Here is an 18331-nt window from a genome sequence, read left to right as displayed (position 1 = left end):
TCACGAGATTACGCAACCTTCGCGCGCACGCAATCCCATTGCTTGGTCGCGCCGCGCGCGGATCGCGTTCACGCCCGCAATCAGCCGCGCGCGAGATCGCTGAAGCAACGGCGGATCCATTCGATGGTGAGCCGCGTCGCCGGATCTCGCTTGAGATGGTTCTGCACCAGCAACCAGACGTCGCGGCGCCCAGGCAGCAGTGTGGCGCGCAGGCGGCGATCGCCGAGCAAGTCCGCGCAGACATGCTCCGGCAACACGCCGGCGGCCTGATGCGCGCGGATCAGGTTACGGATGACGCGAACGTTGTCGGTGACGCAGCGCGCGTGGGCTTGCTTCATACGCAGGAATTGCATCTCGGGAATGGCACCGAGTTCGTCCGGATAGGCGCACAGCACCGGCTCGCCCTCGGTCGTAACAGGCTCGAAATAATAGAGCTTGACGTCACCGAGCCTGGAGATCGCGAAGTCGCCCTTGTCGGGCTTGCGCAGACGGATAGCGAGATCGGCTTCCCAGCGCGAGAACTTGACGTTCTCGCTCGAGGTGAGGAATTGCAGCGTCAGGCCGGGATTGGCGCGCAGGAAGTCGCTCGCGCGCGGCGACAGAACCTCCTCGGCGACCGTGTTGGTGGAGGCGATACGCAGGCGTCCCACCGGGCCCGCCAGACTCTCGCCGACGCGACCGATCTCGGCGGCATGTGCGGCCATCGCCTCGACATGCGCCAGCACCGCCTCGCAACTCCGCGTCGGCCGACGCTGGCCGTCCACCGCATCGAACAGCGGCACGCCGAGATCGCGCTGGATGCGTGCAAGCCTGCGGCCGACGGTGGTCTCGTCGATGCGCAGCCGTGCGCTGGCGCCGGCATAGGTGCCCTCGTCCCTGACCGCGGCGATGATGCGCAGATCGTCCCAATTCATGGCGATGAACCTATCAGGCACGACCGGCTCCTGCAAATTTGCAGCCATATGCTGCAATAGTCCTGCACATTGGCAGGCCGCCGCCGCGCTAATGTCGCGCCATCCGATACCGCCAGGAAAGCCCGACCCGCATGACCGCCCCAAAAACCCTGCTTGAATTGTCCGGCGCCGATCTCAATCCGCCCAGGCTCGCCGATTCCTGCCTCGTGCTGATCGACATCCAGAATGAATATTGCGCCGGCCCGCTTGCCTTGCCGGATGCGGAGCCCGCGATCGCCGCCGCCGCGCGCCTGCTCGCCCGCGCGAGGGCGAGCGGCGCTGCGATCTTCCATATCGCGCACAAGGGACGTGCCGGCAGCCTGTTTGACCGCGAGGCCGCGCGCGGTGCGATCGTCAGGCACCTGGCGCCGCTCGCCACCGAAGCCGTGATCGAAAAGGCGCTGCCGAATGCTTTTGCCGGCACCGACCTGCAGGTCAGACTCGCCGCAACCGGACGCACGAACATCGTGCTGGCCGGTTTCATGACCCATATGTGCATCAACTCGACCGCCCGCGCCGCGCTCGACCTCGGCCTGCGCACGACGATCGCAGCCGATGCCTGTGCAACACGCGATCTTCCCGACGGCCGCGGCGGAGCGCTCTGCGCAAGGACCATCCACGAGGTCGCCCTGGCCGAATTGTCGGACCGGTTTGCGATCATCGCGCAAACCGAGGCGCTGACCTGAAGGAGCGTGGGCGATGCTGCAACTCTATTTCTCCCCGATGGCCTGCTCGCTTGCGAGCCGCATCGCGCTGATGGAAGCGGGCCTCGAGGCCCGCTATCATCCGGTCCATCTCCAGACCAAGCAGGTGGTGGACGACGGCAGCGATTTCTTCGGCGTTTCGCCGAAGGGCGCGGTGCCGGTCCTGGTGCTGGAGAATGGCGAACGGCTGACCGAAAGCGCGGCGGTGCTGCAATACATCGCCGATTTGAAGCCCGAGACAGGCCTTGCACCCGCGTTCGGAGATCCCGACCGCTATCGGCTCCAGGAATGGCTCAGCTTCGTCGGGGCGGAGATCCACAAGGCGTTCCTGTTTCCAACCTTCTGGTACAAGGACGACGCCTCGCTCGCCAAGCCGCGTGCAAGGATCGCGCAGACATTGTCGATGCCTGCCACGCATCTGGCGGGCCGCGAATGCCTCGTCGGCAACAGCTTCACCGTCGCGGATGCCCACCTCACCTGGGCTTTGCTGCTGCTTCGTCCGGCAGGCGTCGACATCGCGCAATGGCCATCGTTGTCGGCCTATCTCGCGCGCATGCAGGCCCGACCGGCCGTGCGGGACGCGATTGCGACCGAAATGGCCGTGCGCAAGACGATGGCGGCGAGCCCGGCGTGACAGGATGTCACGGCCGGGAAATCCGAGCGTTTTCTCTGGCAGGGCATTGATGTCGGCGCGGCATGCGCTAATCTGGAGGGATATTTTTCGACATTTCATTGGAAGGCATTCATGCGTGCTCTTTCCAGATTTTGCCCGGCCGGACTTTGCCTCGCCCTCCTCGCCTGCTGGCTTTCCGTCGCGCCGGCATCGGCGGAAACGCGGGTCGCACTGGTGATCGGCAACGGCGCCTATGCCAGTACGGCGAAGCTTCCCAATCCGTCTCACGATGCCGAAGACGTCGCCGCCTCGCTCAAGCGCAGCGGCTTCGAAGTGCTCCAGGGCATCGACCTGCGCCAGGCCGACATGCAGGACCTGACCATCCGCTTCGCGCGCGCCGCGAGCAAAGCCGACGTCGCCATGTTCTACTACAGCGGTCATGCGATGCAGTACAACGGCGTGAACTATCTGATGCCTGTCGACGCCGTGCTGAGCGACGAAGCGGATCTGAAGCGCTTCGTGCGGGTCGACGATATCGTGAACGATCTGCAGCAGGCCAAGAACCTGCGCATCCTCATCCTCGATTCCTGCCGCGACAATCCGCTGGCCGAAACCTTGAAACGCTCCGCCGGCATGACGCGCGCTGCCTCGATCGGGCGGGGCTTGTCGAAAGTCGAAGCACCACGCGGCACGATCGTATCGTTCTCGACCCAGTCCGGGCAGACCGCGGCCGACGGCAGCGGCCGCAACAGCCCCTATACGACGGCGTTCCTGAAGCACATCGAGGAGCCCCAGGAGATCGGCGAGGTCTTTCGCGACATCAGCAGCGACGTCTACGATTCCAGCGGCAAGACCCAGCTCCCGGAGCTGTCGCTGTCGATCATCGGCAAGTTCTACCTGAACGGGCCGGTGTCGGTCACGATAGCGCCGGCGGCGCCGCAAGCCGCACCCCGGGCTGATCCCTGCGCGGCAGCAGAAGCGCACTGGAAGGCCGCGGACGGCATCGGCACGCTTGGCGCCTACGAGGACCATCTCACGAGATTCCCGAATTGCATCTTCGCCACGCTTGCCAAGGCCCGAATTGAAGGTCTGAAGCAGAAGGTGGCGCTCGCGCCGGCAAGCGGCAACGCCCGTACCGCGAAGGACTTCGACGGCAATTGGGACGTGACGTTGAACTGCCCGCCTACCGGCAAGGCGCAGGGCTTCACCCGGGCCCTGTCTGCCACGGTTGCGAACGGCGTCTTTCATGCCGACGCCCAGAGCCAGGGCGCCGTCAACCGCCTGGAGATCGATGGCCAGATCCCCGCGGACGGCAAGACGACTTTGAGCGCGCGCGGCACGACGGGGGCGAGCACCTACACTCTCAACAACCTCGCGCCCGGCTCGCCCTACGCCTTTACGGTGGATGCGCAGTTCGATCGCACCCGCGGCACCGGCAAGCGCAACGAGGCACGCGCCTGCGGCCTGGTCTTCGTCAAACGCTGATCGTGCATCGTCCAGCGTTCACACGCCGGTCTGACTGATGAACTTGGTGTTGAAATAGCCCTCCATCGCCTCGGTGCCGCCTTCCGAGCCGTAGCCGGAATCCTTGATGCCGCCGAACGGCACTTCGGGCAGCGCGAGACCAAAACTGTTGATCGACATCATGCCGGCTTCGATCGCCGAACCGATCGCGGCCGCCGTCTTGGCCGAGCTGGTGAAGGCGTAGGACGCCAGCCCAAAAGGCAGCCGGTTGGCCTCCTCGACCACCTCGTCGAAGGATGAGAAGCGCGAAATCAGCGCGAGCGGGCCGAACGGCTCCTCGTTCATGGCGCGCGCATCTTTCGGCACGTCGCTCACCACGGTCGGCTCGAAGAAATGACCCTTGTTGCCGACGCGTTTGCCGCCGGTCTCGAGCTTTGCGCCTTTGCCGACGGCATCCTGCACCATACCTTCGATGGCGGTGACGCGGCGGGGGTTGGCGAGCGAACCCATTTTGGAGTCGGGATCGAGGCCGTGGCCGACCTTGAATGTCTTGGCGCTGTCGACAAAGGTGTCGACGAATTCACGGAACACGTCATCCTGCACCAGCATCCGCGTCGGCGAGATGCAAACCTGACCGGCATTGCGATATTTTGCTGCCGCCAGAATCTTGGCCGCCGATGCGACGTCGGCGTCCTTGAAAACGATCGCCGGCGCATGACCGCCGAGCTCCATGGTGGCGCGCTTCATGTGCAAGCCGGCGAGCGCATTGAGCTGCTTGCCGACATGGGTCGAGCCCGTGAACGAGATCTTGCGGATCACCGGATGCGGAATGAGATATTCGGAGATCTCGGCAGGAACGCCGTAGACCAGGTTGATGACGCCATCGGGCACGCCGGCATCCGCAAATGCACGGATCAGTTGTGCGGGCGAGGCCGGCGTCTCCTCCGGGGCCTTGACGATGATCGAGCAGCCGGCGCCGAGTGCGGCGGAGAGCTTGCGCACGACCTGATTGATCGGAAAATTCCAGGGCGTGAACGCCGCGACCGGGCCGACCGGCTCCTTGATCGCGAGCTGGTAGATGCCCGGCCCCCGCGCGGGGATCAGCCGGCCATAGGCGCGTTTGGCTTCTTCCGCAAACCACTCGATCACGTCGGCGGCGGCCATCGCCTCCATTTTGGCTTCGCCGAGAGTCTTGCCCTGCTCCATCGTAAGCAACGGTGCGATCTCGTCATTGCGCTCGCGCATGATCGCGGCGGCCTTGCGCATGATCCGGCAGCGCTCGAAGGGAGCAACGTTTCGCCAGATCCTGAAGCCGGCGCTGGCTGCGGCGAGTGCCTCGTCGAGGTCGGACCGTCCGGCATGGGCGACGGTGCCGATCACCTCTTCGGTCGCGGGATTGCGCACCTCGATCACCTTGCCCGAATGGGCCGGTCGCCATTTGCCGCCAATGAAAAGCTGGGTGTTCGAATAGGCCAATGGATTCTCCTTTAGGTCGATCTGTGAATGGCACTGTGACAAATCGCGTCCGCCGCCCTTGTCATTTCCGGCCCGAGATAAGCGCGACAGCGCGGATCTGCGACGAGCGCGCCGAAATTCGCCATGGGTGTTACGCCGCCGCCGGCCACGAACAGGAATCGTCCGGCGATCTCGGCGAGGATCTCGAGGTGCCAGGCGGCCGTCGGGTGCATGCAGAGCACGACCAGCCGGCCCTCGTCGCGCAGCTTGCGGAAGAAATCGAGCATAAAGCCGATATAACCGTCCTGCAGGTTGAACTGCGGTTCGTCGAACAGGTGCACCAGCGGCGTCGGCGTCGGGGTCGGCGACGGCGCCAGGAAGGCGGACGGAATGCGCTTGCGAAAGCGCCTGACCTGATACGATTGGTGATAGTGGATCGCGAGCCGATCGCGCTCACGATATTTGACGCCATGGATATCGGTGCCCGCGACCAGCACGCGCCCCGAGGTCGGTGCGTTCGAGCCCGTCATCATCTCGAACAAGGTCGTCTTGCCGGCCCCATTCGGGCCGACGACACCGACGATGTCAGGTTCGTCCAGCGACAGGTTCGCCTGCAGCGCGAATGACGGTCGGCGGATCACGCGGCCCCTTGTATAGACCTTCCGAACGTCGTCGAGAACGAGCAGCGGTGCGGCCACTATTGTACTCCCAGCAAGCGCTGACGAAGCCCGCGATCATCGCGCAAGGCCGCGGCCTCCCCGGTCCAGACGATCCGGCCGCGGTCGATCACCGCGGCATGGTCTGCGACCGACAGCGCGATCTCGGCGTTCTGCTCCACGACCAGCGAGGCAATGCCCTCGTCCTTCATGCGCAGGATCGTCGCAAGCACGTCGCCGACGATTTTTGGCGCTAGTCCCTGGCTCGGCTCGTCGAACAGCACCAGTCCCGGCGAGCCGACCAGCGCGCGGGCGATCGCCACCATCTGCATTTCGCCGCCCGACAGGTTTTCGCAGTCGCGCTCCATGAGATATTCGAGCGGTGAGAAGATCGCAGCGGCCTCCTTGAGGCTCCAGTGGCGAAAGCGCGTGCGCTTTTGCGCGATCGACAGGTTGCGTGCGACCGTCAATGTCGGGCACAGCCGGCGGTCGTCGGGCACCCAGCCGATGCCGGCGCGCGCAATCTCGTGGGTCGGATCGCGCGTGACATCGTGACCGTCGAAACAAACGGAGCCGCGGCGTGGGCGCGTCAGCCCGAGAATCGAGCGGAGCATTGTCGTCTTGCCGGCGCCGTTGGGGCCGAGCAGCGCAAACACCTTGGCGTGCTCGATCGCGAGCGAGGCGCCGAACAGCGCCTGGGTCTCGCCGTAGAAGGTATCGACCGCGTCCACTTCGAGGATCATGCGAACTTCCCGAGATTGGAGCGCCGCACCCATTCGTTCTGCTGCAGTTCGTGTGGCGTTCCGCGCGCCACCACCTGGCCCCAATGGATGACCGAGATGCGGTCCGCCAACGAGAACAGGAACTCCATATCGTGCTCGATGGCGACGATGGTCAGCCGCCCCTTCAGGCGAGCAATCAGGGTTGCGAGCCGTTGCACCCCATCGGAGCCGAGACCGGAGGTCGGCTCGTCCAGGCACAGCACGCGGGGCGCCTGCGCCAGGGCGACCGCGATCTCCAGCGCGCGCCGGTCGCCATAGGACAGGTCCTTCGCTCGGATGCCGCCCTTGTCGGCAAGCCCGACCGCTGCGAGCGCTTCGGTAGACTTCGCCGCAAACCGGCTGTCGCCTGCCGCTGCGCGCGCGACATCGTGGCCACGGGCGCGAAACTCGGGCAATCCCATCATGACGTTGTCACGCGCGGAGAACTCGTCGAACAGCGTCATGATCTGAAATGAGCGGGCGATGCCCTTGGCGGCGATGCGGTGCGGGCTGAGGCCCGTGACATCCTCGCCGCCGAGCAGGACTCGGCCCCGGTTCGGCTTCACTCGGCCGGTGAGGACATTGAAGAATGTGGTCTTGCCGGCGCCGTTCGGACCCATCACACCGTGAAACTCGCCCTCCGCGACCGCGAGATCGACGCTCTCCAGCACGACGCGATCGCCGAAGCGGACATGAACGGCCGCGGCTTCGATCATGTTCATCGCCCGCTCCCGAACAGCAGCCGCATCGCCGAGGTACCGCGCTGCCGTAAGGCGCCGAGAGAGTGCTGCTGCACGGCAGCGGAGATCGCGCCGGCAATGCCTTCGGGGCGGAACAGCACGATCGCGATGAAAAGCAGACCAAAATAGAGCATCCAGGCATTGGTCAGCGCGCCGATCACGTCGCGGGCGGTGAGGAAGAGAAACACGCCGATCACCGGGCCCCAGAAGCTGACAAGCCCACCGCCGACAAGCGTCATCATCACGACGTAGCCGGATTGATGCAGGCTCATGACGTCAGGGAATGCGGCGAGCTGAGCCATAGCGAACAATCCGCCGGCAAAGCCCGATACGGCGGCCGACAGCGCAAAGACCGCGACCTTGTAGAGCCAGACATTATAGCCGAGATGGCTTGCACGAACTTCGCTCTGCCTGATCGCAGCGACCACGCGGCCATAGGGAGAGTGCACCAGCCGCCACAATGCAGCGGTGCCGACCGCAAAGACGGCGAGCACGAAATAGTAGAACGCGACATTGTCGGTGAGATCGAAAGACACCAGCCCGAAATCGGCCGGCAACCGTTTGATCTTGAGTAGGCCGTCTTCGCCGCCGGTGATCCGGTGCGATTTGATCGCCAGTGTCCAGAAGATCTGGCCGAAGGCAATCGTCATGAAAGCATAATAGATGCCGCGCCTGTGCGAGATGAACAGCGCCACCAGCACGCCGGCGAAGCCCGCCACCGCGGCCGCGGCCATCAGACATATCCAGAGATTTGCAACGATTTCGAGCTGGCAGAGACCGAACGCATAAGCGCCGATGCCGAAATAGGCGCCATGACCGAACGACGGAAGTCCGGCGGTGCCCAGCACCAGGTTGAACGCGAGCGCATAGAGCGACCAGATCAGGATTTCGATGCCGAGATAGGGATAGAGCCCGATCCGCGTGATCCAGAGCGGCACTGTTGCAAGCACGAGCCAGAGCACCAGCATCGTCGGCGTCACGAGGCGCGCGGCGTCCGGTGAAGATTTTGATTCCACAATCATTCCTTTAGGCTTCGAGCACGCTCTTCTTGCCCCACAAGCCGCGCGCGCGGAACGTCACGACGGCAACGAGCAAGATGTACATCGACAACAGCGACCATTCGGACGCGTAGGCACCGGCGAGGCCGACACACAGTCCGACCAAAAGACCCGCCACGACCGCACCCCAAAAACTACCGACGCCCCCGAGCACGATCACCAGGAACGCAGGAATGACCGCATCGACGCCCATATGCGGGCGAATGCCCCAGATCGGCGCGACGATGATGCCCGCGATCGCGGCCAGCATCGTGCCGAACACGAACACCAGCAGCCGCAATCGTGACAGGTTGATGCCGAGCGCACGGACGATCTCGCTGTCATGCGCGCCGGCCTTGACCGTCGCGCCGAAGGACGTCTTTTCGATCAACAGCCAGACCAGGCCGATGAACCCGGCGGCGATACCCGCTGCGTAGAAGCGATAGGTCGACCAGATCAGGTCGCCGAACAGGAAGCCGCCATTGATGGCAGACGGCACCTGCAGCACGTAGTCGCGCGTGCCCCAGACCAGGCGGATCATCTCCTCGATCACCATCGCGGCGCCGAAGGTCAAGAGGAGCCCGTACAGCGGATCCTTGCCGTAAGTGCGCCGCATGCAGAGCTCGATCAGCATGCCGACCAGACTCACGATCACGGGCGCGATGATCAACGTGGCGGCATAGCGCCAGCCGAGCGGCAGCGCGAGCCACGCTTTCGCAAGTTCCGCCGGCAATGGCGGGCGCGGCCCCGTGAGCTGCATCGCGACATAAGCCCCGAGCGCGAACAGGGAGCCGTGCGCGAGGTTGATCTGCTCCATCAGCCCAACGATGAGCATGAAGCCGAGTGCGATCAGCGCGAACAACAGGCCCAGCGTCAGGCCGTTGAGGAGATGCGGAAGAAGGTCGAACAAGGTTTTTGGCTCTCGCAACTGGCATGTGTCATCCGGAACGCTGACGGTCCCGGGCGCGCGGCGCGCGAGATGCGCGCCGCCCGTTCTGCGACGTGACGCGCCGTCTTCAGGAGTCGACGGTCGGCACCTGCTCGTAGGGCGTGAGCTTGCACTTGCCGGCCGCCGCGTCGTCGGCGGCGGATTTCGGCTCCGTCCAGCTGATGATCTCGAACAAATCGGTATTGTCAGCCGGCTTGGCGTTGCGTCGCGCCAGGTAGATCGTCTGCTGCATCTGGTGCGTCGTCGGATCCATACAGGCGTCGAAATGCTGCATGCGGTCGGTGGCCGAGACCTTCAGATTCTCAAGCTCCTTGATGATCTTGACGTTGTTGGTCGACCCTGCCCGCTCGATCGCACGGAGCAGTTCGCGCGTGGACATGTAGCCGTTGTAGGAGACATTGCCCGGCACCGGGATCGGGCCGTCCTTGTTGGCGGCCTGCCACTTCTTGACGAATTCGGCGACGCCGGGCAGCGGCAGCTTGTGATACCAGGTCGTGCCGAACACGCCGAACAGGCTGTCGGGCGCACCCCACACGTCGGGCCAGTCCTGCTGGTTGTTGATCCAGGCCGGCTTGCCGTCGAGCTTTAGCTGCGCCACCTGCTCGCGCAATGCCTTGATGTCGTCGCCACCAACCGCGGTCGCCACAACATCGGGTTTTGCCTGCTGGATCTTCAGCAGATAGGCGGTGAAGTCGCGCGTGTTCTGCGGCACCAGCAGATTGTCGAGGATCTTGCCACCAGCGCTCTCGACCTGCGTTCTTGTCGCGGCAGACGTCGTGTGACCCCAGACATAGTCGTTGGTCAGCAGCATCCAGTTCTTGCCGATGGAGTCCACCGCGTTCTTGACCGACGCCTTGGAAAAATTGGTGCCGTTGCCGTCCCAGACGAATTTCACGCGTGAGCAATTCTCCCCGGCTTCGCTCGGCGCCGAGGAATTGGTGTTCATATAGATCACACCGTATTTGCTGGCGACCTGCGTGATGGCGTTGGCGACACCCGAATGCAGCGCGCCGATCAGGATGGTGCAGTCCTCGCGGGTGATGAAGCGTTCGGCGACGCGGCTGCCGGTGGCTGGCGTCGTCTCGGTGTCCGCGGTGATGAACGTGACCTGGCGCCCGAGTACGCCACCTTTGGCGTTGATCTCGTCGATCGCCATCTTGATGCCGCGGAAGTCGTCCTGGCCGCTGTTGCCGTATTGACCGCTGGCATCGCAAGTCAGGCCAAGCTTGATCGGTTTCGCGCCTTGCGCCCAGGCATGGTTCTGCCGCCACGGCCCAAAGAAGCTGCCGGTGCCGCCGATGACGCTCGCCATCAAGCTGCCCTTCAGAACGCTTCGCCGTGAGATCTGACGCCCTCTCATCGTGTCCTCCCGTTTTCGAAGTCTTTTGCTTTTTTGTGAGATTAGAATATTCATTCCATCTGTTATGTAAAGTGGAATATTTGATCCAAACGATGAAATGCCGTTAAACAGGCGACCGATCCGGAGATCCGACTCGATGAACAAGGCGGCTGGCGCCATGAGTTATGACGAACTGCGCGGCGCGATTGCGCAGCGGCACCGGGCGCTGTCCGGCCGGCTGCAGCAGATCGCGGAGTTCGTGCTCGATCACCCGACCGATGTCGCGCTCGGCACCGTGGCGGAGGTGGCGCAGCGCTCAGGGGTGCCGCCGTCGGCGATCGTTCGCTTCGCGCATGCGCTCGGGTTCGGCGGCTTCACCGAGATGCAGCAGGTGTTCCGCTCACGCCTCGTTGCCGGCGTCGCGCCAAGCTACAAGGCGCGCCTCGCCCGCATGAAGAGCCAGGAGAAGTCAGTGCTCGGCCGCCAGCCGGCCGCGGTATTGTCGCGTTTCGTGTCCGAAGCGCAATCATCGCTGGTCGCGCTCAGCCAATCCGTCCATGCGCGCGAACTCGACGCCGCAACCGCGATCCTTGCCAAGGCACGTGACATCTATCTGCTCGGCCTGGGCGGCTCGTTCCCGGTTGCGATCCACCTCGCCTACGTGCTGCGCAAGCTCGGACGGCGCGTCGTCCTGCTCGACGGTCTTGGCGGCAGCATCCACGAGCAGTCGCACGCGGCGACATCAGACGACGCGCTGGTCGCGATCAGCTTCCGAAATTACTATCCGGATACGGCGCGGTTGTTTCCTGAACTCGTCGCGCGGGGCGTGCCCACGATTTCCATCACCGACAGCCTTTTGAGCCCGATCGTTGAGGGCGCAAGCGTCGTGTTCGAGATCCAGGATATGCCTGAGCCTGCGCTGCGTACGCTTGTCGCACCGATGTGCCTCGTGCAGGCGTTGGCGATCGGCCTCGACCTCGCAGCAGACTGACATTCACAACAGGAACAAGATCATGACATCGCATGACACCAACAAGCTTCTGGCAGGCAAAGTTGCGCTGGTGACCGGCGCGGGACGCGGGCTCGGCCGCGCTTTTGCAGAGAAGCTTGCCGCGCTTGGCGCTGACGTCGCCATCCACGGCATGCGTGAAAACGGGCCGGCCGAGTATGGCGAGGGCACCACCCTCACCGCGGTCGCCGTCGAGATCGGCCGCGAATTCGGCGTTCGCAGCCAGCGCGTGCTCGGCGATCTCACCAAGGGCGAGGACATCGCACGCGTCATCGCGGAGACCGAAACGGCACTCGGCCCGATCGACATTCTCGTGCACAATGCCGGCGGCGATATCGCGGCCGGCGGCGGCAAGCCCGATCCGAACGATGCGGTGAATATCAAGGAGGCCGATGTGCGCGCGGTGCTGGAGCGCAATCTGCTCTCCACCATCCTGACATGCCAGGCGGTCGCGCGCGGCATGATGGAGCGCCGGCGCGGCCGCATCGTCACGCTTGGCTCCGTCGCCGCTTTCAAGGGACGTACCCAGGGCTCGATCTATGCGGTCTCGAAGGCCGGCGTGACCCACTACACGCGATGCCTGGCCGACCAGCTCCGCCCCTACGACATCGCCGTCAACTGCATCGCGCCCGGCGATACCCGCACCGGCCGCTTCCTCGGAACGCGCGCAGTCGACCCCGACAGAATGGTCGAGACCGGCACGCTCGACCGGATCGCTACCGTCGACGAGGTCGCGCGCGTTGTCGAATTCTTCGCAGGGCCCATGGGCGTCTTCGTTTCCGGTCAGGTGCTGCGGATCGACGGCGGCGGGCAGTGCTGGCCGGGCTAAAACGCACGCGCGAAGCGAAACAGAAAAGGGCCGCTGCAAGCGGCCCTTTTGCGTGATCTCGAATTGACCGAAGTTAGTCCACCCGCGCCAGCACCGCGAGCTTGCGGATGCCTTTGTTGCGGTAGGCGTCGAGGAACGCGTAATAATCCTTGAACGACACGCAGCCGTTGGAATCGCCGTTGGGCCCGAGCATGAAGGTGTGCGCGAGCAGGCCGTCGCGGCCGTAGATCGCGCTCTCACCGCCAATCGGGGTCAGGCGCAGCGCAGGCACGCCGTGAAACAGTGCCTCGCGCGGCTTCAGCGTGTAGATGTGCGGCGGCGTCACGCCGCGCATGCGGACGCGCGAGGAGCGTGGGTCGTCGAGGTTGGAGCCGAGGCCGGAATGCGCCTCGAGCTTGGTGCCGTCGGGCAAGTAAACCGTTTTAGCGGAGATGTCGTAGACCGCGGTGTCACGCTCATAGGGCGCCGAACCGCCGAGCATGGGGTTCTGCTCCCTCGGCGCGATGGACGCGGTCACGCTGGCGTCGGCCGAGGCATAGGCGAGCAGCCCACCGGACGGCTCGCGCTTGCCCCATAGCTTTTCCACCATCGACTGGCGCGGTCCGGTGATCGACATCACCGCAGCCTTGGCGCGATCGGCAATCGATTTTGGTTTCGCCTCAGGCGCCGGCACGATCTCGGCCGGATCTGCCGAGGCAAGCTGCACCGGCGCGTCAGCGCCGCGCTTGGACTTCGCAGCGTCAGCGATCTTGGCCGGACCCGGCTTCAGGACTTCCGCGACCCTCGCGATCACGCTCGGCTTCGGCGCGTCCTTGGCTTCGGCGACCTTGGTTGCGGGCGCGGCGCTGGCCGCATTCGATGTCACGCCTTGGGTCGCAGCCGCGGCAAAGCGATCGTTGAACATCTCGCGCGAGATCGGCGCTGCGACCTGCAAGCGGTCGGGCAAGAGCGCAAAGGCGTCCTTGACGGCCTCCCCGGCCTCGCGCAGCGCGACCCTGGGCGCCCGCTTGATCACGGGCTCGTCGTAGCCGTTGCTGCCGACGGTCGGATAGACGCTGGCGGCAAAGATGTTGCTGTAGATGGTCCAGCCGGCGCCAAGCACGACGCAGCCGATCACGGCGGCGCCAAGCACGTTTTGGATGGTCATTTTCCGGGAAGGCTTCCGATAAGAAGTGCTCGAGAACCCTTTGGACTTTCGTGCCGCGATGCCTTGCGCAGCGATACTCGTACTCATTCGCCTTGCGTCCAGAACGGTGTCACTCAGTCTCCCTTCGAAGCGCCGCTGGTCACGATCCGGGAACAGCATCTCGCAGAGGGTCGGAGCGTCATTAAGGCCACTTTTAGTTAAATGCGGATTAAGTTCGGGCGGATGTGAGGCAACCCGTTCGGGTGTCCCATTTCGAGAAAAAAGCCCGCAGAATTACGGACTTAAGCGCGTCTGTTAACTATGATTCTCGGCGGGATTTGGCGTTGCCGGCGACCGTCTCCGGCCGCATCTCTAAGGCCATCCAACCAAGTCGTTTTCGTGGTCTTCAATACCCGGAAGATAACGGGGAAACGTTGCGCGAGGCTGGTGCGCACGGCCCCCTCTCGTCCGTAGCCGCAGCGCGGTTATCAGCAGCCACATCACAGACCGCGCGCGCGAGCCGGTGCCCTGACCGAAAGTTGATCGCACCGCACTGGAAAAGGCCGCAGCGAGAAAATAGCTACGGCAACCGGCACTTTTCAGCAGCCTCTGCGTGTGATACGGTACCGTATCAAGATCGCCTTGAACTGTGCCGAGCACGCAAACGGAGGCTGGCATGAGAGAGTTCGTGCGCGCAGGGTTTTTCGCTCTGGCGGGGTCGTTTCTGTTGATCGGACATGCGATTGCACAGCCTGCTGCCAATGTGGGCTGCACGGCGGCGCCGTCTGCTGCCGGTACGCAGACCTGGCGCTGCGACAACGGCATCACGATCGTTGCCGAAAGCGGTGCCAGATTTGAACTTAAGGACGCTAACCGCGACGGACATATAGACTCCGTGGAGTTGAGCAGCAAAGCGCTGCTGGTCGAGGTGCCCAAGAAGCCCGGCGGCAATCCCTTCAAGGTCCTGACGCCGCAGGCGATCGCCGCGGTGCGCGGCACGAAATGGGCGGTCGATGTCGCGGAGGCCAAGACCTCCGTCTTCGTGGCTGACGGCCGTGTCGGCGTGAGCCGCAGGAGCGGCGGGCGCGGCGTGGTATTGGGCCGCGGCGAAGGCGTCGACGTGGAAGCGACAGGCCTGTTGACGGTCAAGACATGGGGCCAGCCGCGCGTCGACGCATTGATGGCAAGGCTTGGTCAATAGGGCCAGGCCAATAAGTTCGAGTCAGCTGGACTCGGCCAACAGCATTTGGACGATAGAGAAATTGCAACACGACCACATGAGTAGCCGACGCGTTCAGATCCTGGTGGCACTCGTCCTCACCGCACTGTGGGGCGCGGGCATCTATGCCGGGCACGCCAACGGTCATCTGCGCTTTCTCGACCGCCTCGAGGCGACGCTGACGGACTGGCGGACGCAGGTCCGTGGCGTGCGGGTTCCGCCCGATCTCATCACCATCGTCGCGATCGACGACACCGTCGTGAAGCGCGGCGGCAGCTACCCGCTGCCGCGCGCCGATCTCGCCCGCGTCGTCGACACCATCGTGCAGTTCAAGCCGAAGGTCGTCGCGATCGACCTGCTGCTGGTCGACCGCAGCGCTGCGATCGGCGACGCCACGCTGGCAAATACGCTGGCTACGGGTCCCATCGTTCTTGCCGCCGCGGCGATCTTCCCGTCCGCCAGCGAGACCGTGGAGACCAGCGGCCAAGGCCCCCTCGCCGCCCTGCCGCAGGCCGAGCGCTTCCTGCTGCCCTTGCCGGCGTTCGCCGATCATGCCGAGGTCGGCGTCGTCAATGTTGCGACCGGCCAGTCTGGCTCACCGCTCTCGGTGCCGATGCTGTTCCGGACCAGCGACAAGGTCGAGCTGTCCTTTCCGTTGCGGGTCGCGGCGCGCGCGCTCGACAAGTCGCTGACGATCGCGCCGGACCATCTGATGCTCGGCGACCGCGCAGTGCCCACCGATACCGACTTCGCGCTACCGATCACCTATTACGGCCCGCGCCGGACCATCCGCACCGTCAGCGCACAGAGCATCTTCGACGGCACGTTAAGTCGCGCGGCGATCGAGAACCGGATCGTCGTGATCGGGGCCTCGGTCGCCGGCGGCGGTGATTTTTACCCAACACCGTTCGATTCCCTGATGCCTGGCGTCGAAGTGGTCTCCACCGCGATCACCCATCTCGTCGCCGGCGACAGCATCGTGCGGGACCGCAAGGTCCACATCGCCGACGCGCTCATCGCGATCCTGTTGCCGATGCTGCTGGTGGGTCTGCTCGCCTGGCGGCGCAGCGCGCTTGGCATCGTCGCCGCGGCCGCGGTGATGATCGCCTGGGCCAGCTTCAATTTGTTCGCGTTCACACATGGCGTCTGGCTGAACGCCGCGACCACGCTCGCCGCAGCAGTGCCGCCGGTTGCGATCTTTGCCGGCGTGCAATTGTGGGCGGGAGGCCGCCGCACGCAATATTTCGCCGCCAAGAGCCGGTCGCTCGCGCAATTCCAGGCGCCGGCCGTGCAGGAGTGGCTGGCGCGCGATCCGAATTTCCTGTCAACACCCGTCCGGCAGGACGCAGCAATGGTCTTCATCGATCTCTCCGGCTTCACGGCGCTGAGCGAGCGGATCGATCCGGGCGAACTCCAGGACATTCTGAAGGCGTTTCACGCGCTGATCGAGAAGACCGCGGTCGATAGCGGTGGCATGATCAGCGGCTTTCTCGGCGACGGCGCCATGATCCTGTTCGGCCTGCCCGGCGCAATGCCCGACGACGCCGCACGCGCACTGAAATGCGCGATCGACTTGCATCGCGGCGTCGAACGCTGGATCGCGTCACTGCCGTCTGCGATCGGGCACCAGCTCGGCTTCAAGATCGGCGCGCATTTCGGCCCGATCGTCGCCTCGCGCCTCGGCGAGAGCCATCAGCACATCACGGCGACGGGCGACACCGTCAACGTCGCGAGCCGGTTGATGGAGGTTGCCGCCCAGAACGGCGCGCGGCTCGCGCTCAGCGATACGCTGCTGGATGCGGCCGACTTCCAGGGCGCTCCCGACGGCGTATTGTCGGGCCCCCTGCTCACGCAGGTCCGCGGCCGCTCCGGCGTCGTGACCGTCTGGTTCTGGCGCGACCAGGACAGGCCGAACCAGGCCGCGACCAAGGCCGAGATGATCGACTGAACCTTCGCCATCATCCCGACGAAGAGCTACCGCGCTTCCGGCGGCGGCGAGCGATCCAGCACGTCGCCCTTGGCGCCTTCGAGCAGATCGATGCTGTAAGTCTCGACCACGAGCGGGCCGCGCTTGCGCTGCAATTGCGCGACCTGCGTCACCTTGGCAAAGAGGTCGTGGACCGCCGGATGGCCGTCAGTGCGCAGCTCGTCGACATAGATCAGCTTGCCCGCAAGCAGCTTTGGATCCGGATCGGGCATGTTGGCCCAGCGGATGCGCTGGTTCTGCTGCGCCACGCAGCTGCCGCGCGGCAGATAGAAGGCGAGCCAGCCCGTCGTGCCGTAGTCCGGCGCAAGCACGCAGGTCGCGCCATTGCGGGCGCGCACCGCTTCGATTTCGGCAGCGAGCTCGCGCCAGCCGACGCCGACGCTGCGCACGGTCGCATCGCGGCGATAGCCGGACAGCCAGCCGGTATTGGCCTGCACGATCAACGCGGAAAACATCACGATGCCGGTGGGTGCGGCCCAGCGCAGGCAAAAATCCACCAAGCGGCGCTGGCGGGGCTTCCACTGCACGAGATTGGCGGCGCCGGCCGCCGCGATGACGAAAGGCGGATAGACCGGCGCGAACCAGTTGGCCTCGACGCGGGCATGCAGCGAATGCCAGACGAAATAGGCAACGATGGTCCAGAACATCGTCTCGATCAGCACGCGCGAGGCCAGCGCGCCGGCCCGACGCCAGGTCAGCGCGTGCAGCCCCATCGCGCCGAGGATGAACACCAGCGGGGTTGCGAACGCGATCTGGGTCGGGATCAGCTCGGCAATGAAGACCGGACGAAAATCCTCGATCCTGGCGCGCCCGAGCTGCTTTGCGAACGAGACCCATTGATGATCGGCATTCCAGAGGATCACCGGCGAGAACAGCGCGAGCGCAACGAAACCGCCGAGATACGGCCAGGGCGAGAGAAACCAGTGCCGCAGTTTCGGCACGGCCGCGATCCAGATCAGGATCGCCAGCCCAAAGAACATCGCGGTGTATTTCGACAGGAGCGCCGCGCCGACGGCTGCGCCGACCGCGAGCCACCAGACGCCGCGCCCGCTCTCCAGCACTTTGGCGAGAAAGAACAGCACGAAGCTGGAGGCAACCAGAAGTGGCGAATCGGGCGTGACGATCAGCGTGCCGACCGAGGCCAGCAGCGTCACGTTGAGCAGGATGGCGCTGGTCGCCGCCACCCGCGCGCCGCCGAACAGGATCGCGGCGGAGCGATAGATCGCGTAGCTCATCGGCAGCGCGAGCAGGATCGAGACCAGGCGGACGCCGAGTTCGGTGTCGCCGGCGATCAGGGTGCCGGCGCGGATGACGTAGGCAACCATCGGCGGGTGGTCGTAGTACCCCCCGGCGAGGTTCTTCGACCACATCCAGTAGTAGGCTTCGTCGAAGGTGATCGGCGTGAACGCGGCTGCGACGAGCCGCATGCCGACCAGCGCAAGGATCACCAGCGCCGTATTGCGGACGATCCGCGCGTCAGCCCCGCCCAT

17 protein-coding genes are annotated in these 18331 nt (G+C 64.8%); 7 read left to right on the top strand and 10 right to left on the bottom strand.

From position 1 onward, the window contains the following. Positions 1 to 80: 80 nt before the first annotated feature. The gene (locus IVB41_RS29235) at positions 81 to 914 is read right to left on the bottom strand and encodes a LysR family transcriptional regulator (RefSeq protein ID WP_247400312.1); all 834 of its coding nucleotides are present in this window, start codon (positions 912 to 914) and stop codon (positions 81 to 83) included. A gap of 131 nt (positions 915 to 1045) precedes the next feature. Between IVB41_RS29235 and IVB41_RS29230 the strand changes: the two genes are divergently transcribed. From IVB41_RS29230 to IVB41_RS29220, 3 genes are all read left to right on the top strand, one after another. Next, positions 1046 to 1639 (top strand): cysteine hydrolase family protein, encoded by a 594-nt coding sequence (locus IVB41_RS29230; protein WP_247437584.1) that lies wholly within the window; start codon positions 1046 to 1048, stop codon positions 1637 to 1639. A gap of 13 nt (positions 1640 to 1652) precedes the next feature. Then, positions 1653 to 2291: a glutathione binding-like protein gene (locus tag IVB41_RS29225; RefSeq protein ID WP_247437582.1), complete on the top strand. Its 639-nt coding sequence runs from the start codon at positions 1653 to 1655 to the stop codon at positions 2289 to 2291. 111 nt (positions 2292 to 2402) lie between these two features. Beyond that, positions 2403 to 3755, top strand: coding sequence for a caspase family protein (locus tag IVB41_RS29220; RefSeq protein ID WP_247400315.1), 1353 nt, complete (start codon positions 2403 to 2405; stop codon positions 3753 to 3755). An 18-nt stretch (positions 3756 to 3773) separates the two neighbouring features. Here IVB41_RS29220 and IVB41_RS29215 read toward each other — a convergent pair whose 3' ends face one another. From IVB41_RS29215 to IVB41_RS29185, 7 genes are all read right to left on the bottom strand, one after another. After that, positions 3774 to 5210 carry an NAD-dependent succinate-semialdehyde dehydrogenase gene (locus tag IVB41_RS29215; protein WP_247437580.1) on the bottom strand — a complete coding sequence of 479 codons (1437 nt, stop codon included), beginning with the start codon at positions 5208 to 5210 and terminating at the stop codon, positions 3774 to 3776. A gap of 11 nt (positions 5211 to 5221) precedes the next feature. After that, positions 5222 to 5887, bottom strand: a complete 666-nt coding sequence (locus tag IVB41_RS29210) for an ATP-binding cassette domain-containing protein (RefSeq protein ID WP_247437578.1) — start codon at positions 5885 to 5887, stop codon at positions 5222 to 5224. Further along, positions 5887 to 6588 carry an ABC transporter ATP-binding protein gene (locus IVB41_RS29205; protein ID WP_247287198.1) on the bottom strand — a complete coding sequence of 234 codons (702 nt, stop codon included), beginning with the start codon at positions 6586 to 6588 and terminating at the stop codon, positions 5887 to 5889. Before IVB41_RS29205 ends, IVB41_RS29210 begins: the two co-directional genes overlap by 1 nt. Next, entirely contained in the window at positions 6585 to 7328 is a 744-nt protein-coding gene (locus IVB41_RS29200; protein ID WP_247362319.1) for an ABC transporter ATP-binding protein, read from the bottom strand. Before IVB41_RS29200 ends, IVB41_RS29205 begins: the two co-directional genes overlap by 4 nt. Continuing rightward, a complete protein-coding gene (locus IVB41_RS29195) occupies positions 7325 to 8368 on the bottom strand; it encodes a branched-chain amino acid ABC transporter permease (protein WP_247437576.1) in 1044 nt (347 codons plus the stop codon). The genes IVB41_RS29200 and IVB41_RS29195 overlap by 4 nt, the downstream gene beginning before the upstream one ends. 4 nt (positions 8369 to 8372) lie before the next feature. After that, positions 8373 to 9293 carry a branched-chain amino acid ABC transporter permease gene (locus tag IVB41_RS29190; RefSeq protein ID WP_247437575.1) on the bottom strand — a complete coding sequence of 307 codons (921 nt, stop codon included), beginning with the start codon at positions 9291 to 9293 and terminating at the stop codon, positions 8373 to 8375. Positions 9294 to 9399: 106 nt separating this feature from the next. After that, positions 9400 to 10692 (bottom strand): ABC transporter substrate-binding protein, encoded by a 1293-nt coding sequence (locus tag IVB41_RS29185; protein ID WP_247437573.1) that lies wholly within the window; start codon positions 10690 to 10692, stop codon positions 9400 to 9402. 136 nt (positions 10693 to 10828) lie between these two features. Here IVB41_RS29185 and IVB41_RS29180 point away from each other — a divergent pair, with 136 nt between their 5' ends. Beyond that, complete coding sequence (locus tag IVB41_RS29180) at positions 10829 to 11662, top strand: MurR/RpiR family transcriptional regulator (protein WP_247287203.1); 834 nt, start codon at positions 10829 to 10831, stop codon at positions 11660 to 11662. Positions 11663 to 11684: 22 nt separating this feature from the next. Continuing rightward, complete coding sequence (locus IVB41_RS29175) at positions 11685 to 12509, top strand: SDR family NAD(P)-dependent oxidoreductase (RefSeq protein ID WP_247437571.1); 825 nt, start codon at positions 11685 to 11687, stop codon at positions 12507 to 12509. Between the two features lie 73 nt (positions 12510 to 12582). On the opposite strand, the gene IVB41_RS29170 is transcribed toward IVB41_RS29175, so the two are convergent. Continuing rightward, positions 12583 to 13656, bottom strand: a complete 1074-nt coding sequence (locus IVB41_RS29170) for a DUF2778 domain-containing protein (protein WP_247437569.1) — start codon at positions 13654 to 13656, stop codon at positions 12583 to 12585. A gap of 655 nt (positions 13657 to 14311) precedes the next feature. Between IVB41_RS29170 and IVB41_RS29165 the strand changes: the two genes are divergently transcribed. Both IVB41_RS29165 and IVB41_RS29160 read left to right on the top strand, forming a co-directional pair. Then, positions 14312 to 14836 (top strand): FecR domain-containing protein, encoded by a 525-nt coding sequence (locus tag IVB41_RS29165; protein ID WP_247437567.1) that lies wholly within the window; start codon positions 14312 to 14314, stop codon positions 14834 to 14836. A gap of 76 nt (positions 14837 to 14912) precedes the next feature. Continuing rightward, entirely contained in the window at positions 14913 to 16802 is a 1890-nt protein-coding gene (locus IVB41_RS29160) for a CHASE2 domain-containing protein (RefSeq protein WP_247437565.1), read from the top strand. A 26-nt stretch (positions 16803 to 16828) separates the two neighbouring features. Here IVB41_RS29160 and IVB41_RS29155 read toward each other — a convergent pair whose 3' ends face one another. After that, positions 16829 to 18331 carry a glycosyltransferase family 39 protein gene (locus IVB41_RS29155; RefSeq protein ID WP_247437562.1) on the bottom strand — a complete coding sequence of 501 codons (1503 nt, stop codon included), beginning with the start codon at positions 18329 to 18331 and terminating at the stop codon, positions 16829 to 16831.

The organism is Bradyrhizobium sp. 44 (genome assembly GCF_023073095.1).
Classification (GTDB): Bacteria; Pseudomonadota; Alphaproteobacteria; order Rhizobiales; family Xanthobacteraceae; genus Bradyrhizobium.
Note: the sequence above shows the minus strand (reverse complement) of the source record. Positions and strands in the feature narration are given on the sequence as shown.